A 15,761-nucleotide genomic window follows, 5' to 3' on the forward strand; every position below is an offset into this window, starting at 1 on the left:
CGATGAACACGCTCAACAACATCCGCACGGCCTATGAGGCGGGTGATACTGCGAAGCAGGACTATATCGAGGCCATCCACGCACGGCATGCCAGCCTGTTCGATTACCCCGGGTTCATCGCCGGTACCGACGTGGAGTCTGTGCGCATCCTGCCGGAGGGTGTCTTCGTCCGATCCCGCTCGCAGCAGATCGAGTTGTTCCTGGACCCCCAGGACCAGCATCTGGTGCCCTGCACACTGATGAACTTCCGTGCCTACGAAACCATTGAAACCGAATTCCTCAAGGCCATCACTCAAGAAAACGGGGTGATTCTGGACATCGGTGCCAACTGCGGCTGGTATGCCCTGGCACTGGCTCGGCACTGCCCCTCGGCACGGATTCACGCCTTCGAACCAATCCCCCATACCCATGGGATTCTGCAGCGCAATATCCGCCACAACGGCTTGCCCAACATAGAGGCGCACCGCCTGGCCTTTTCCAACCAGGAGGCGACGCTGGAGTTTCTCTATACGCCCAATTGTTCCGGCGCCACTTCCCAGGTGCTGGCAGGGCAGCCGGGCAGCCAGGAAAGCTTGCAGAAAGTATCCTGCCCGGCCACGACACTGGACAGGTTCTGCGCGCAGCATGAACTGGCGCCCCAGATCATCAAGTGTGATGTAGAGGGGGCGGAGTTGATGGTGATCCAGGGGGGCGAAGCAATGCTCGCCCGGGACAAGCCAGTGATTCTGATCGAGCTGTTGCGAAAATGGGCCAGGAAGTTTGATTACCACCCCAACGAGGTGGTGGAGCGGCTTGGTCGTCTTGGCTATCAGGCCTATACCCTGAGCAACGAGGGGCTACGTCCATGCCCGGGCATTGACGAGGAAACCCAGGAAACCAATTTCGTCTTTCTACACGGGCAGAAGCACCGTGACATCCCTGATCTGGTACGCGCCTTACCATGAAACCCGCCATTCCGCCGCTGACGGTTGCCCTGCTGACTTACAATCGGGTGCACTACCTGGAGCAGTCCATTGCTGCCGTGCTCGGGCAGAGCTATGAGAATTTCGAACTGCTGGTTCTCGACAATAACAGCAGTGACGGGACTGCGCAGTTCATCCTCGGTTTGCAGGACCCGCGAATCCGTTATGTCAGGAACGCCCGCAATGTGTCCACTGTGGAGTTCAACTGCCTTTCGGCTTATCACCTTGCCTTGGGGCATCGGGTGATCGTGACCCATGACGATGACATCATGGAGCGCGACATGCTGGAGCGGCAGATGCGTTTCATGGACTGCCACCCCGACGTGCGGATGGTATGGACGCGCGTCAGCGACATCGATCAGGATGGCCATGCGCTAGCCGACGGCAGCGCCGTACCTGGCTCGGAGCGGGTCTTTGCGCCCGGGGAATACATCAGCAGCTTCCTCAAGGAGCGGCTGTGGCCGATGCCCAGCGGCGTGATGCTGGAGCGGGGCGTACTGCCCAAGTCCTATGCGGTGCACCGCTACCTCGGCGACGCTCCTCGCAAGCAGACGAAAGACGCGGCGGGCATCGAGGACGTGCTGATGCCGGCGCGCATCAATCGCCGGCATGCCATCGGCTACCTTGACCAGCCATTGCTGCGCCGTCGCGTGCATACCAAGCAATTCTCCCATGTGGCAAGCCTGTCGCTACCAGGCGTTGCCCTCTATCAGGGGCTCAAACGCATCGCCAAGGGCGTGCCCGGTTTGCAGGCAGAGGCTCTACATTTTGATGCCTGTACAGCGCGTTTCGAAATTCAGGAAGCGATTACCACCCAGCCGCGCAGGGCAATCAGCAAGGGCGTTCTGAGCAAAACCGGCAAGGCGGCCGCGAGCCTGCAGCGCAACATGCAGCAAGCACCCGACGCCTTTCTGGCGGGCTTGCCTGTGTTTCTGCTTGCCCAGTATCTGTCGTTGACCGAGCAAACATGCCAGCTGGACAAACTGCCGGTCTGCGGACATGCCAGCGCTACCCAGAAACTCCTGAGCTGGGCGCGCAGAGCCAGTGAACATCCATCGTCGAGCATTCTAGCCAGCCTGCAGGGGCGCCGGATCATCATCTTTGGCAGTGCCTTCATCGCTGCACTGTTGATTCTCGAAGCCGAGAAGAGCGGCAGCCCGGTGGTCGCCTGCATCGATTCCAACCTCAATCGCCAAGGCAAGGAAATGCTTGGCGTATCCATCCAGTCCCTGGCCTGGATGAGTGAGCAGGTCACGGCGGACGATGTCGTGATCATCAGTTCCGAGCGGGATCATGAACATTACATCAACGCGCTTATTCGCCAACACCTCAGGACGCCGGCACGCATCGTGTCCTGGAAAGAACTGACGGAATCCGCGTGATTCAGGGCATACCGGCTGCGTGCCGACAGGCGCCGTGTCGCCTGCAGCAAGCCAGCAAAAATTTTGGGGAGTGACAGCATGACGAATTGGGCTTTGATCGCGGGTGGACGCTGTGTCGGGCAACCTTGGCGAGTACGGGTTGCCGGGTTTTGCCTGGCCGATCAGCAGGCATTCCTGCTGTCCGACGCTGATTGGCAGGAATTGCAGCGGCAATTGCCGTTGCAGCCCCTGGCTGTCTATGGCTCCAGTAACGGAATGTTGTTCGAGCGGGCCAGCGCCGAAGGGGAAACCGATGGCGTTCTACTGATTGCCCACCCCCGTCAAGCCCAGCCGCTTTTAAAGTTGCCAGCGCAGGTGCAACGGTATCTGCTGCTGCGTAATGCCGAGCAGTCGGATGCACTGCCTGAAGACGCGTCTTTCAGCAAAGTCTTGGTCCAGGCATGGATAGGGCGTACTGCTTCTTCGCGGATCTACATTGGTAGCCTGAGGCTTCCTGATGTCGATGGGGTCGATTCGCAAGCGTGGCCAATCACTCGGGATGAGGGCGATCGTGATCATTCCCGCAATTATCATTGTTCGGCAGACTATTGGCTTTATCAGGTAACTGCCGCAATCGCTGATGATGCGGCTGCAGTTCGCAATCTCGAGCCGCTGCTGACTGTCGCTATCCCGACCTACAATTACGGGCGTTACCTTGCCCAGTGCGTGCAGTCGGTGCTCGATCAGGGTGTGGCCAATATCGAAATCCTGGTACTGGACAACGCCTCCACGGACGATACCGCCGAGGTAATGGCGGCATTCGCGGGCAACCCGAACGTGCGTTACATCCGTAACCGATACAATTACGGCCCGGGTTACAACTGGCGAAATGGCCTGCGGATTGCGCAGGGGCGTTACTTCACGTTCCTTTCCGCCGACGACTATTTCAACCCGGGCCATCTGTCGCGTCTGTTGCCTACGCTGGAGAGCCAGCCCAATGTGGCAGTGGGCTATACCGGCATTCGCTGGGTCGATGGTGCGGGGCAGGCGTTGAACCAGCCTCGCCATCCCGGGTACCGCAATGGCGACTATGTCGGCGGGCGAAATGAAGTCGCTGATCTGCTGATCCACGACAGTTACATGACACCTTCGGCCGTCATCTACCGGCGTGAGGCATTTTGCCGGGTCTGGAACCCAGGCAACAGCTACGGTGCCGGCGACTGGGAAATGGTTGTGCAGATGGCGGAGCGCTACCCCGACTTCGCCTATGTCGATATGCCGGGCGTCAGCTATCGCTGGCATGGTGCGCAGTACTCGAGCCAGTTTTATGCTTCCAGCGAGCCATTGATGGGGCACCTTGCCATTGTCGAGGGCGTATTCGAGCGCGAGGCGCAGTGCCACCTCTATGGGCGTGAGCGCGAGGTGGTGGCCCACCTCAAGCGGCGCCTGGACCTGTATCCTGGCGAGCAGCATTCCGAACTGGGTGCCCGTGTGCGCCGGCTCTGCGAGCGCCTGGAAGAACAGGCGCGGCAGCAAGAGGAGACGCTGTTCTCTATTATCCTGACGACCTACAACCGTCCGGCATTGCTCAAGGATGCGCTGAACAGCATTGCCCATCAGTCCTTCAAGGACTTTGACGTCATTCTGGTCAACGACAACGGCGACCCGGTCGAGTCGCTGCTGGCGGAATACGATTTCCCTGTCACGTACATCCGCCAAGGCCGTAATCGTGGCCCGGCTGCTGCCCGTAATGCCGCTTTGCATCTGGCCCGTGGCCGGTATGTCGTGTATCTGGACGACGACGACCTGTACCTGCCTGACCACCTTGAAACATTGGCCAATGCGCTGGATACCCACCCCGACAGTGTGGTGTACACAGATGCCGTCTTCATTCAGGAAACGATCGCGGCGGGCAAGCGGACCGAAGTGGCGCGTGAGCAACGCTATCTCCACGAGGCGTATTCCAGGGAGCGTTTGCTGGTCAACAACTACATCCCGATCAACACCTTTGCCTGTCCACGCGCGCTTGCACTTGCCGTGGGCGACTTCGACGAGTCGCTGGCAGGGTTGGAGGATTGGGATTTCCTCATGCGCCTGAGCGCGCGAAGCGCTTTCCATCATGTTCGCCGTGAGACGGTGGAAGTCCGTATGCGCCGTGATGACAGCGCGCCGGCTCGACGTTCCGAGCAGGCACTGAAAGATTACCCAGCGCTTTATCGCGAGTTGTATGCGCGCCATGGCGACGTTGGCAACGAGGAAGTAGAGCGCGGGCGCCAGGAGATGCTGGAACATCTGGGTGGCAAGCCCAAGGCGTTGACGCTGCAAACCTGGCTGGCCGAACGTGTTCCGTCTGCCATGCAGAGTCGCCTGATCGAACAGCGTCTGCAGGCCCATCAGGGCGGCCCTGTGATCGGCATTATCGTGGTGGACGCGGATGGGCACGCAGATGCGTTGAAAGCGTCTCTGCAAAGCCTGAACAGCGATCACTGCCTTTATTCGACGTTGAAAATTGTCGCGTTGACGCCGGGCGATGCGCCCGCGACTTCGGCGCAGGACACGCTGCATTTCATGCGTTTGACCGATGCCAGCCTGAGCGATCAGCTGAACCTGGCTGTTCAGGCGGGTGAGTTCGACTGGTTCATGCTGGTAGAGGCGGGGAGTGAGTTCACTGCAAGTGGCTTGCTGATCGCCGCGCTTGACCTGTTGGCGGCACCTGGCTGCCGGGCCGTTTATGGTGATGAAGGTTTGCGTTGCGCCGGGTCGGAAATGGGCGCTGCGCTGCGCCCAGATCTGAACCTTGATCTGCTGCTCAGTTTGCCGGCAAGCCTGTCACGCCACTGGCTGTTCAACCGGCAGGTGTGGCTGGACATGGGGGGCTTCCGTCAGGAGGCGGGCCACGCATTCGAGCTGGATTACATCCTGCGCCTGATCGAGTCTGCCGGGTTCGAGGGGCTGGGGCATATCAGCGAGCCGTTGTTGGTCTGTGATGCCCCGTCGCTGCGCGACTGCCCGGATGAGCGCGGGGTCATCCAGCGCCATCTGCAAGCCCGCGGTTTTGCCCAGGCGCGCGTCGAGTCTCGTCTGCCCGGGCGTTATGATCTGGACTATGGCGCCTCCGGCGACGCACCGGTCAGTATCCTGATCCTGCTCCAGGGCAACAGCACCGAGCGGGTGCAGCGTTGCATGGAAACCATTCTGGAGAAGACAACCTATCGAAACTACGAGGTGCTGCTGCTGGCGCGTGATAACGCCGGCCCGGCAGTAAACAGCTGGCTCGACAACGTTGCCCGGCTTGGCACCGATGCCATCCGTTGCCTGCGATTCCCGGCCGGCATGGCGCCTGTGCAAATGCGCAACCAGGCTGCCGGGCAGGCCCGTGGTGATTTCCTGCTGTGGCTGGACGAAGGCGCAGCGGTGCTCGACAACGATTGGTTGCAACAGATGCTCAACCACGGCATGCGCCAGGAAGTCGGCGTGGTGGGGGCCAAACTGGTGGCGGGGGACGCTACCATCAGCCATGCCGGTTTCGTGCTCGGCCTGAATGGCCCTGTTGGCGAAGCTTTTGCCGGTCAGCCGATGGACGCGTCTGGCTACCTGCAGCGCCTGCAGGTCGACCAGAACTATGTCGCAGTCAGCGGCAAGTGCCTGCTGGTGAACAAAAGCCTGTTCCTGGAGGCCGGCGGTTTCGACGAGGCCCCCGAGTTGCAGCGCTGGACGGACATTGATCTGTGCCTGCGTCTGCACCGTGGTGGCTACCTGAACGTGTGGACGCCGCGTGTTCAGTTGCTGCTCAGTGAGGAGGCGGTAACGCCGGCCACTGCCGCAGAAGAAGATGCCTTGTATGACCGCTGGCTGCCTGTACTGGCACGCGACCCGCTCCACAACCCGAACTTCTCGCTGTCTTCCAGCAATGGTCTCGGCCTGGCGCCCTCCGGTCTGAGCTGGCGACCGTTGTCGTCCTGGAAACCGCTGCCGACGGTCCTCGCCCATGCGGCGGACAGGGGAGGGTGTGGCAACTACCGGGTCATCCAGCCGCTGGATACGCTCAACCGCGAGGGGCTGGTCGAGGGGGTGGTGGCGTGGAATTATCTGGCGCCTGCCGAACTTGAGCGTCATCAGCCCGACAGCATCATCCTGCAGCGCCAGGTTGGCGACGAGCAGATTGAGCATATGCGCCGGATGCATGCGTTTTCGCGGGCCTTCAAGGTCTTCGAGCTGGACGACTACCTGCCCAACCTGCCACTCAAGAGCGTGCACAGGACGCACATGCCCAAGGACATTCTGCGGTCCATACGTCGCGGTTTGTCCTATGTGGACCGCTTTGTCGTCTCCACGCAGCCGCTGGCCGAGGCCTTCGCCGGCCTGCATGGCGATATCCGCGTGGTACCCAACACGCTGGATACCCGCTACTGGGGCGACCTCAAGGCCCAGCGCCGGCAGTCGCGCAAACCGCGTGTCGGCTGGGCGGGTGGGGCGAGCCATACGGGCGACCTGGAAGTGATCGCGGACGTGGTCAAGGAATTGGCCAACGAGGTGGAGTGGGTGTTCTTCGGCATGTGCCCGGACAAGCTGCGGCCTTATGTTCATGAGTTCCACGAGAGTGTTTCGATTGAACAATACCCGCAGGTTCTGGCCAGCATGAACCTGGACCTGGCCCTGGCGCCCGTCGAGCAGAACCTGTTCAACGAGTGCAAGAGCAACCTGCGTTTGCTGGAGTACGGCGCCTGTGGTTTCCCGGTGATCGCCAGCGACCTGCGTTGCTATCAGGGCTACAGCGATTTGCCGGTCACACTGGTGAAGAACCGGTTCCGAGGTTGGGTAGATGCCATCCGCATGCACATCTCTGATCTGGATGCCACGGCGAAGGCGGGCGATGCACTGCGCAATGCAGTGCTGGGCGGCTGGATGCTCGAAGGTGACAACCTGAGCAACTGGCGCAAGGCCTGGCTGCCGGACTGATACATGGCCGTAGGCCTGTGCCGGCCTCTTCGCGGGTAAACCCGCTCCCACAGGATCAGCACAGGCCTCAAGCTCTGCGCTGTACCTGTGGGAGCGGGTTTACCCGCGAAGAGGCCGGCACAGGCAACCCAAACCCCCATCTCCGGCACGGCTATTGCTACACCGCTGGCAACACACCGTTTTTATGACGGTCAGCCACGCGAGAGAGCACGATGCCCCAGGCCGCCCACCTAACCCGAGCCCCCAATCAGCAGGGGCACACCCCGGTCGAGCAGGACAGCCACCAGGGTATCGAGCAAGCCTTCGCCCTGTTCAACCAGGTGTCCAGCCAACTGAGCCAGTCCTACAGCCTGCTCGAAGCCCGGGTCAGTGAGCTCAAGGGTGAGCTGGCCGTGGTCAGTGCCCAGCGCATCGAAGAACTCAGCGAAAAGGAACGCCTGGCCAACCGCCTGCAGAACCTGCTGGACCTGCTGCCTGGCGGGGTGATCGTGATCGATGGCCATGGCGTTGTACGTGAAGCCAACCCGGCTGCCTGCGAACTGCTTGGCGAGCCGCTGATCGGCGAATTGTGGCGCCAGGTGATCGCCCGCAGCTTTGCACCGCGCAAGGACGATGGCCATGAAATCTCGCTGCGCGACGGCCGCCGCCTGTCCATCGCCACCCGCTCGCTGGACGCCGAGCCCGGCCAGCTGGTGCTGCTCAACGACCTGACTGAAACCCGTCGCCTGCAAGACCAGCTGGCCCGCCACGAGCGGCTGTCATCGCTGGGGCGCATGGTCGCCTCGCTGGCGCATCAAATCCGTACGCCGCTGTCGGCCGCCATGCTCTACGCCAGCCACCTGGCCGATAGCGAGCAACAGCTGAGCGCAGAAACCCGTCAGCGCTTTGCCGGTACCCTGAAGGAGCGCCTGCACGAACTGGAACACCAGGTGCGTGACATGCTGGTGTTCGCCCGTGGCGAGCTGCCGCTGGGTGACCGGGTTACCCCGAAAGCCCTGTTCCAGGCCCTGCAGCAGGCGGCCCAGGCCCACGTGCAGGGGCACACCGTGCGCTGGCAGTGCGACAGCCACCTGGGTGAGCTGTTGTGCAACCGCGACACGCTGGTCGGCGCTTTGCTCAACCTGATCGAAAATGCCCTGCAGGCCAGTGATGGCCCGGCACGCTTGAAGGTGCACCTGTTCCGTCGCGAGCGCACCCTGCACCTGTGTGTCAGTGACGCCGGCAGCGGTATCGCCGCCGAGTTGTTGGCGCGCCTGGGCGAGCCGTTTCTCACCACCAAAGCCACTGGCACCGGCCTCGGTCTGGCGGTGGTCAAGGCTGTGGTGCGTGCGCACCAGGGCGCTATCAGCCTGCGCTCGAAGGTGGGCCGAGGCACGTGTGTACGGGTAGAGCTGCCGTTGATCGACGGGCAATTGGCGGAGGGGGTTTAATGGCAATCAAGGTGCTGCTGGTCGAGGACGACCGCGTATTGCGCCAGGCGCTGGGCGATACCCTGGAAATCGGCGGTTTCGCCTACCAGGCAGTCGGCAGTGCCGAAGAAGCGCTGGAGGCGGTGCTGGATGATGCCTTCAGCCTGGTGGTCAGCGATGTGAACATGCCCGGTATGGACGGGCATCAGTTGCTGAGCCAGTTGCGCCGCCAGCAACCCCAGCTGCCGGTGCTGTTGATGACGGCACACGCCGCCGTCGAGCGTGCCGTCGAAGCAATGCGCCAAGGGGCTGCCGACTATCTGGTCAAACCGTTCGAGCCAAAGGCGCTGCTCAGCCTGGTCGAGCGGCATGCCGCCGGGCGGGTGCCCGCTGACGAGGGCCCGGTGGCCTGTGAGCCGGCCAGCCGCCAGTTGCTGGAGCTGGCTGCGCGCGTGGCGCGCAGTGACTCGACCGTGCTGATTTCCGGTGAGTCCGGTACCGGCAAGGAAGTGCTGGCGCGCTACATCCACCAGCAATCGCCGAGGGCGGCACAACCCTTTGTGGCGATCAACTGCGCGGCCATCCCCGACAACATGCTCGAGGCCACCCTGTTCGGCCACGAGAAGGGCGCCTTCACGGGCGCGATCGCCGCCCAGGCCGGCAAGTTCGAGCAGGCCGAAGGCGGCACCCTGCTGCTCGACGAAATCTCGGAAATGCCCATGGCCTTGCAGGCCAAGCTGCTCCGTGTGCTGCAGGAGCGCGAAGTGGAACGGGTGGGCGGGCGCAAGCCGATCAGCCTGGACATCCGCGTGCTGGCCACGACCAACCGTGACCTGGCCGGCGAAGTGGCAGCGGGTCGCTTCCGTGAAGACCTGTTCTACCGCCTGTCGGTATTCCCCCTGGCCTGGTGCCCGCTGCGTGAGCGCCCGGGCGACATCCTGCAACTGGCCGAGCGCCTGCTGGCCCGCCACGCGGTCAAGATGAAACACGCCCCGGTGCGCCTGTCGCCGCAGGCCCGGGCCTGCCTGCAGGCCTATGCCTGGCCGGGCAACGTGCGCGAACTGGACAACGCGCTTCAGCGGGCGCTGATCCTGCAGCAGGGTGGGGTGATCGAGGCGGCGGATTTCTGTCTGGCAGGCGCCATTCCATTGTCAGCTGGCACAGGGCCATCACCCGAAGTGTCGGCTGAGGCCAGCGGGCTGGGCGATGACATGCGCCGCCATGAGTACCAGATGATCATCGACACCCTGCGCGCTGAGCGCGGTCGGCGCAAAGAAGCGGCCGAACGCCTGGGCATCAGCCCGCGCACCTTGCGTTACAAGCTGGCGCAGATGCGCGATGCCGGGTTCGACGTCGAGGCCAGCCTGTTCGGTTGATGAGCAACTTGTCTCGCAGCGAGCGCGATCCCCTGTGGGGACGGGCGTGCCCGCGAAGAATTCAACGCGGTGGCAGGCACCGGCTGCGCCGGTGTTCGCGGGCCCGCCCGCTCCCACAGGGGGTGTGTGAATGCTCGGGGAAAATAGTCGCGAAGGCTGGCACCTTTGTTGCTTTACGTAGGCTATTCGCCGCATGAGTGTCAAAAAAATGCGGCCGCAGGAGAGAGAAGGGTCATGAGCCAAGGTGTTGAATTCAATCGTCTGATGCTGGACATGCGGGCCATGCAGGCCGATGCCATGTCGCTGCCCAAGGTCACCGCCGCCCCCGAGCTGGCGCCGGGGCAGAGTACCTTTGCCGACATGCTTGGCCAGGCCATCGGCAAGGTGCATGAGACCCAGCAGGCATCGACCCAGCTGGCCAATGCCTTCGAGATCGGCAAGAGTGGCGTCGACCTGACCGACGTGATGATCGCTTCGCAAAAGGCCAGCGTGTCGATGCAAGCCATGACCCAGGTACGCAACAAGCTGGTCCAGGCGTACCAGGACATCATGCAGATGCCGGTTTGAGGACGGACGTAAACCATGGCTGAAGCAGTCGTCGACAACCCCCCCGCCAAGACGGGCCCGGCAGCGGCCAAGCGCCCGCTGCCAGGTATGTCGTTCCTGGAAAACATTGCGCAGATGCCCATGCTGCGCCAAGTCGGCCTCATGGTCGGCCTGGCGGCCAGCGTGGCAATCGGCTTTGCCGTGGTGCTGTGGTCGCAACAACCCGATTACCGTCCGCTGTACGGCAGCCTGTCGGGCATGGACACCAAGCAGGTCATGGACACCCTGGGTGCTGCTGACATCCCCTATAACGTCGAGCCCAACTCCGGTGCTCTGCTGGTCAAGGCCGACGACCTCTCCCGTGCGCGCCTGAAACTGGCGGCCGCCGGCGTGGCGCCCAGCGATGGCAATGTCGGTTTCGAACTGCTCGACAAGGAGCAGGGGCTGGGCACCAGCCAGTTCATGGAAGCCACTCGCTACCGCCGCAGCCTGGAAGGCGAGCTGGCGCGTACCGTTTCCAGCCTGAACAACGTCAAGGCCGCGCGCGTGCACCTGGCCATCCCGAAAAGCTCGGTGTTCGTGCGCGACGACCGCAAGCCCAGCGCCTCGGTACTGGTCGAGCTGTACCCGGGCCGTGCCCTGGAAGCCGGTCAGGTGTTGGCCATCGTCAACCTGGTGGCGACCAGTGTGCCGGAGCTGGACAAATCCCAGGTCACCGTGGTCGACCAGAAAGGTAACCTGCTGTCCGAGCAGTTGCAGGACTCTGCCCTGACCGAGGCCGGCAAGCAGTACGACTACAGCCGCCGCATGGAAAGCATGCTTACCCAGCGTGTGCGCAACATCTTGCAGCCTGTGCTGGGCAATGATCGATACAAGGCCGAAGTGTCTGCCGACCTGGACTTCAGTGCCGTCGAGTCGACTGCCGAGCAGTTCAACCCCGACCAGCCAGCGCTGCGCAGCGAACAGTCTGTTGATGAACAGCGCGCCAGCAGCCAAGGCCCGCAAGGCGTGCCTGGCGCGCTGAGCAACCAGCCGCCAGGCGCTGCCTCGGCACCGCAAACCACCGGTGGCGCCGCTACCCCGGCCGCAGCCATTCAGCCTGGCCAACCGCTGGTGGATGCCAACGGCCAGCAGGTCATGGACCCGGCCACCGGCCAGCCGATGCTCGCGCCGTACCCGTCCGACAAACGCCAGCAAAGCACCAAGAACTTCGAGCTGGACCGCTCCATCAGCCACACCCGCCAGCAGCAGGGGCGCATGACCCGCCTGTCGGTGGCGGTGGTGGTGGACGACCAGGTCAAGATCGACCCGGCCACCGGCACTACCAGCCGTGCGCCATGGGCTGCCGAAGACCTGGCGCGCTTCACTCGCCTGGTGCAGGACGCGGTCGGCTTCGACGCCAGCCGTGGTGACAGCGTGTCGGTGATCAACGTGCCATTTGCCGCCGACCGTGGCGAAGAAATTGCCGATATCGCCTTCTATCAGCAACCCTGGTTCTGGGACATCGTCAAGCAAGTGCTGGGCGTGGTGTTCATCCTGGTGCTGGTGTTCGGCGTGCTGCGGCCGGTGCTCAACAACATCACAGGGGGCGGCAAGCAGGCTGCTTCGGATAGCGACATGGAGCTGGGCGGCATGGTGGGGTTGGATGGCGAACTGGCCAACGACCGCGTCAGCCTGGGTGGCCCGACAAGCATTCTGCTGCCTAGCCCGAGCGAGGGTTACGAGGCACAGCTCAACGCAATCAAAGGCCTGGTGGCCGAAGACCCGGGCCGTGTAGCCCAGGTCGTCAAAGACTGGATCAACGCCGATGAGTGATAACCGAGCCGTTACCGCCAAGCTGAGCCGCGTCGACAAGGCGGCGATCCTTCTGCTCTCGCTGGGCGAGACCGATGCGGCCCAGGTGCTGCGGCACATGGGCCCCAAGGAAGTGCAGCGGGTGGGTGTGGCCATGGCGCAGATGGGCAATGTGCACCGTGACCAGGTCGAGCAGGTGATGAGCGAGTTCGTCGACATCGTCGGCGACCAGACCAGCCTGGGCGTGGGTTCCGATGCCTACATCCGCAAGATGCTCAACCAGGCGCTGGGCGAGGACAAGGCCAATGGCCTGGTCGACCGCATCCTGCTGGGTGGCAATACCAGCGGCCTGGACAGCCTGAAGTGGATGGAGCCGCGCGCCGTAGCCGACGTGATCCGCTACGAGCACCCGCAAATCCAGGCCATCGTGGTCGCTTACCTGGACCCTGACCAGGCCGGTGAAGTGTTGAGCAACTTCGACCACAAGGTGCGCCTGGACATCGTCTTGCGCGTGTCGTCGCTGAACACCGTGCAACCGGCGGCGCTGAAGGAATTGAACCAGATCCTCGAGAAGCAGTTCTCGGGCAACTCCAATGCAGCGCGCACCACCCTGGGCGGCATCAAGCGCGCTGCCGACATCATGAACTTCCTCGACAGCTCGGTGGAAGGTGCACTGATGGATGCGATCCGCGAAGTCGACAGCGACCTGTCGGAGCAGATCGAAGACCTGATGTTCGTCTTCAACAACCTGGCCGACGTCGACGACCGGGGTATCCAGGCGCTGCTGCGCGAAGTGTCGTCCGACGTGCTGGTGGTGTCGCTCAAGGGCGCCGACGAGCGGGTCAAGGACAAGATTTTCAAGAACATGTCCAAGCGTGCCTCGGAACTGCTGCGCGACGACCTGGAGGCCAAGGGGCCGGTGCGGGTCAGCGACGTGGAAACGGCGCAGAAGGAAATCCTCACCATCGCCCGCCGCATGGCCGAGGCCGGCGAGATCGTGCTCGGCGGCAAGGGCGCCGAGGAAATGATCTGATCCCTCAGGTCGGGAAAAATAATTGTGGGGCTGGTGCGGTCATTGTGGGAGCTGGCTTGCCGGCGATGAGGCCAGCCCAGGCACCGGTGTTGCCTGGCAAGGGCTGCGCCCTTGATCGCCGGCAAGCCAGCTCCCACAGAGGTCCGTGTCGGTCGAACATGCTTGTTGAGTATCTGAAAACATGTCCACCAAAGAACACCACCCCAGCGACCTGATCCGTGCCCGCGACCTCGAAGGCGTGGACGTGTGGACGCTGCCCAGCTTCGACCCGGAGCCAGAGCCCGTACCCGAGCCTGAGCCGGAACCCGAGGTGGTCGAGGAAGAAATCGAGGAAGTGCCGCTGGAAGAAGTCCAGCCGCTGACCCTGGAAGAACTCGAGGCCATCCGCCAGGAAGCCTACAACGAAGGCTTCGCCACCGGCGAGCGAGAGGGCTTTCACAGCACCCAGCTCAAGGTCCGCCAGGAAGCCGAAGTGGCCCTGAAGGCCAAGCTCGACGGCCTTGAGCAACTGATGGCCAACCTGATGGAGCCGATCGCCGAGCAAGACACGCAGATCGAGAAAACCCTCGTGCACCTGGTCGCGCACATGACCCGCCAGGTGATCGGCCGCGAACTGCATAACGACTCCAGCCAGATTACTCAGGTGCTACGCGAAGCACTGAAGCTGCTGCCCATGGGGGCGGACAATATCCGCATCCACCTCAACCCGCAGGACTTCGAGCTGGCCAAGGCCCTGCGCGAACGCCATGAGGAAAACTGGCGGCTGCTGGAAGACAGCGCACTGCTACCGGGGGGCTGCCGTATCGAGACGGCCCATAGCCGCATCGACGCGACCATGGAAACGCGCATCGAGAAAACCGTGGCGCAGCTGTTCGATCAGTTGCACGACCATTCCCTGCACCCGGCGGCGCCAGACATGTCGGTAGACCTGGACGCCCCGGTCGAGCGTACCGTGGACAGCCCTGATGCACCTTAAGCGCACCAGCTTTGGCAAGCGCCTGGGCAGTTATGCCGAGGCCATCGAGCTGCCGGCCCAGCCCATCGTCGAAGGCCGCCTGCTGCGCATGGTCGGGCTCACCCTGGAGGCCGAAGGCCTGCGCGCCGCGGTGGGTAGCCGTTGCCTGGTGATCAACGACGACAGCTACCACCCGGTCCAGGTAGAAGCCGAAGTCATGGGTTTTGCCGGGCCCAAGGTGTTCCTCATGCCGGTCGGCAGCATTGTCGGTATCGCCCCTGGCGCCCGGGTGGTGCCGCTGGATGACGGCGGCCGGCTGCCCATGGGCATGAGCATGCTTGGCCGGGTGCTGGACGGCGCCGGGCGTGCGTTGGATGGCAAGGGCGGGATGAAGGCCGAGGACTGGGTGCCAATGGACGGGCCGGTGATCAACCCGCTCAACCGTGACCCCATCAGCAAGCCGCTGGACGTGGGCATCCGCAGTATCAACGGCCTGCTGACCGTCGGTCGCGGCCAGCGCCTGGGCCTGTTCGCCGGTACCGGCGTAGGTAAGTCGGTGTTGCTGGGCATGATGACCCGCTTCACCGAAGCCGAAATCATCGTGGTTGGCCTGATCGGTGAGCGTGGCCGTGAGGTGAAGGAGTTCATCGAGCACATCCTGGGTGAAGAGGGCCTCAAGCGCTCGGTGGTGGTGGCTTCGCCTGCCGACGATGCGCCGCTGATGCGCCTGCGCGCCGCCATGTATTGCACGCGGATTGCCGAGTACTTCCGCGACAAAGGCAAGAACGTGCTGTTGCTGATGGACTCGCTCACCCGTTTCGCCCAGGCCCAGCGGGAAATTGCCCTGGCCATCGGCGAGCCGCCTGCCACCCGGGGTTACCCGCCGTCTGTATTCGCCAAGCTGCCCAAGCTGGTGGAGCGGGCGGGCAATGGCGAGGCGGGTGGTGGTTCGATCACCGCGTTCTACACCGTGTTGTCCGAAGGTGATGACCAGCAGGACCCGATCGCTGACTCGGCGCGCGGTGTGCTCGACGGCCACTTCGTGCTGTCGCGCCGGCTGGCCGAAGAGGGCCATTACCCGGCCATCGACATCGAAGCCTCGATCAGCCGGGTGATGCCCCAGGTGGTGGATGCCGACCACTTGCGCCAGGCGCAGAAGTTCAAGCAGCTGTGGTCGCGCCTGTCGCAAAGCCGCGACCTGATCAGCGTGGGCGCCTATGTGGCCGGCGGCGACCCGGAAACCGACCTGGCGATTGCCTTGCAGTCGAGGCTGGTGGAGTTTCTGCGCCAAGGCCTGCAGGAGAATGTGGGCATGGCGCAGAGCCGCGAACAGCTGGGGGCGATCTTCACGCCCCCGGCGGGCTGA

General features: G+C 63.2%; 10 protein-coding genes. All 10 read left to right on the forward strand.

From position 1 onward, the window contains the following. Window positions 1-2: 2 nt before the first annotated feature. The 10 genes from ABOC32_RS11145 to fliI all read left to right on the forward strand — a co-directional run bounded on the left by ABOC32_RS11145 (window position 3) and on the right by fliI (window position 15,761). A complete protein-coding gene (locus ABOC32_RS11145) occupies window positions 3-944 on the forward strand; it encodes an FkbM family methyltransferase (RefSeq protein WP_426811046.1) in 942 nt (313 codons plus the stop codon). Further along, the gene (locus tag ABOC32_RS11150; RefSeq protein WP_426811047.1) at window positions 941-2,344 is read left to right on the forward strand and encodes a glycosyltransferase family 2 protein; all 1,404 of its coding nucleotides are present in this window, start codon (window positions 941-943) and stop codon (window positions 2,342-2,344) included. Before ABOC32_RS11145 ends, ABOC32_RS11150 begins: the two co-directional genes overlap by 4 nt. Before the next feature lie 78 nt (window positions 2,345-2,422). Continuing rightward, window positions 2,423-7,282: a glycosyltransferase gene (locus ABOC32_RS11155; protein WP_426811048.1), complete on the forward strand. Its 4,860-nt coding sequence runs from the start codon at window positions 2,423-2,425 to the stop codon at window positions 7,280-7,282. A 212-nt stretch (window positions 7,283-7,494) separates the two neighbouring features. Next, window positions 7,495-8,712, forward strand: coding sequence for a sensor histidine kinase (locus tag ABOC32_RS11160; protein ID WP_426811049.1), 1,218 nt, complete (start codon window positions 7,495-7,497; stop codon window positions 8,710-8,712). Beyond that, the gene (locus ABOC32_RS11165; protein WP_426811050.1) at window positions 8,712-10,067 is read left to right on the forward strand and encodes a sigma-54-dependent transcriptional regulator; all 1,356 of its coding nucleotides are present in this window, start codon (window positions 8,712-8,714) and stop codon (window positions 10,065-10,067) included. The genes ABOC32_RS11160 and ABOC32_RS11165 overlap by 1 nt, the downstream gene beginning before the upstream one ends. Window positions 10,068-10,301: 234 nt before the next feature. Beyond that, window positions 10,302-10,634 (forward strand): flagellar hook-basal body complex protein FliE, encoded by a 333-nt coding sequence (fliE, locus tag ABOC32_RS11170; protein WP_003254438.1) that lies wholly within the window; start codon window positions 10,302-10,304, stop codon window positions 10,632-10,634. Between the two features lie 15 nt (window positions 10,635-10,649). Further along, a complete protein-coding gene (fliF, locus tag ABOC32_RS11175) occupies window positions 10,650-12,428 on the forward strand; it encodes a flagellar basal-body MS-ring/collar protein FliF (RefSeq protein WP_426811051.1) in 1,779 nt (592 codons plus the stop codon). Next, window positions 12,421-13,440, forward strand: a complete 1,020-nt coding sequence (fliG, locus tag ABOC32_RS11180) for a flagellar motor switch protein FliG (protein WP_016488432.1) — start codon at window positions 12,421-12,423, stop codon at window positions 13,438-13,440. Before fliF ends, fliG begins: the two co-directional genes overlap by 8 nt. Before the next feature lie 181 nt (window positions 13,441-13,621). Further along, complete coding sequence (gene fliH, locus ABOC32_RS11185; RefSeq protein ID WP_426811052.1) at window positions 13,622-14,416, forward strand: flagellar assembly protein FliH; 795 nt, start codon at window positions 13,622-13,624, stop codon at window positions 14,414-14,416. Then, window positions 14,406-15,761 (forward strand): flagellar protein export ATPase FliI, encoded by a 1,356-nt coding sequence (gene fliI, locus ABOC32_RS11190; protein WP_426811053.1) that lies wholly within the window; start codon window positions 14,406-14,408, stop codon window positions 15,759-15,761. The genes fliH and fliI overlap by 11 nt, the downstream gene beginning before the upstream one ends.

Source organism: Pseudomonas sp. WOUb67 (genome assembly GCF_050058005.1).
GTDB lineage: Bacteria > Pseudomonadota > Gammaproteobacteria > Pseudomonadales > Pseudomonadaceae > Aquipseudomonas > Aquipseudomonas putida_R.

What these genes read in the sequence shown, in the direction of transcription:
- ABOC32_RS11145 (WP_426811046.1), top strand. Translation starts at nt 3, where the DNA reads ATGAACACGCTCAACAACATCCGCACGGCCTATGAGGCGGGTGATACT.
- ABOC32_RS11150 (WP_426811047.1), top strand. Translation starts at nt 941, where the DNA reads ATGAAACCCGCCATTCCGCCGCTGACGGTTGCCCTGCTGACTTACAAT.
- ABOC32_RS11155 (WP_426811048.1), top strand. Translation starts at nt 2,423, where the DNA reads ATGACGAATTGGGCTTTGATCGCGGGTGGACGCTGTGTCGGGCAACCT.
- ABOC32_RS11160 (WP_426811049.1), top strand. Translation starts at nt 7,495, where the DNA reads ATGCCCCAGGCCGCCCACCTAACCCGAGCCCCCAATCAGCAGGGGCAC.
- ABOC32_RS11165 (WP_426811050.1), top strand. Translation starts at nt 8,712, where the DNA reads ATGGCAATCAAGGTGCTGCTGGTCGAGGACGACCGCGTATTGCGCCAG.
- fliE (WP_003254438.1), top strand. Translation starts at nt 10,302, where the DNA reads ATGAGCCAAGGTGTTGAATTCAATCGTCTGATGCTGGACATGCGGGCC.
- fliF (WP_426811051.1), top strand. Translation starts at nt 10,650, where the DNA reads ATGGCTGAAGCAGTCGTCGACAACCCCCCCGCCAAGACGGGCCCGGCA.
- fliG (WP_016488432.1), top strand. Translation starts at nt 12,421, where the DNA reads ATGAGTGATAACCGAGCCGTTACCGCCAAGCTGAGCCGCGTCGACAAG.
- fliH (WP_426811052.1), top strand. Translation starts at nt 13,622, where the DNA reads ATGTCCACCAAAGAACACCACCCCAGCGACCTGATCCGTGCCCGCGAC.
- fliI (WP_426811053.1), top strand. Translation starts at nt 14,406, where the DNA reads ATGCACCTTAAGCGCACCAGCTTTGGCAAGCGCCTGGGCAGTTATGCC.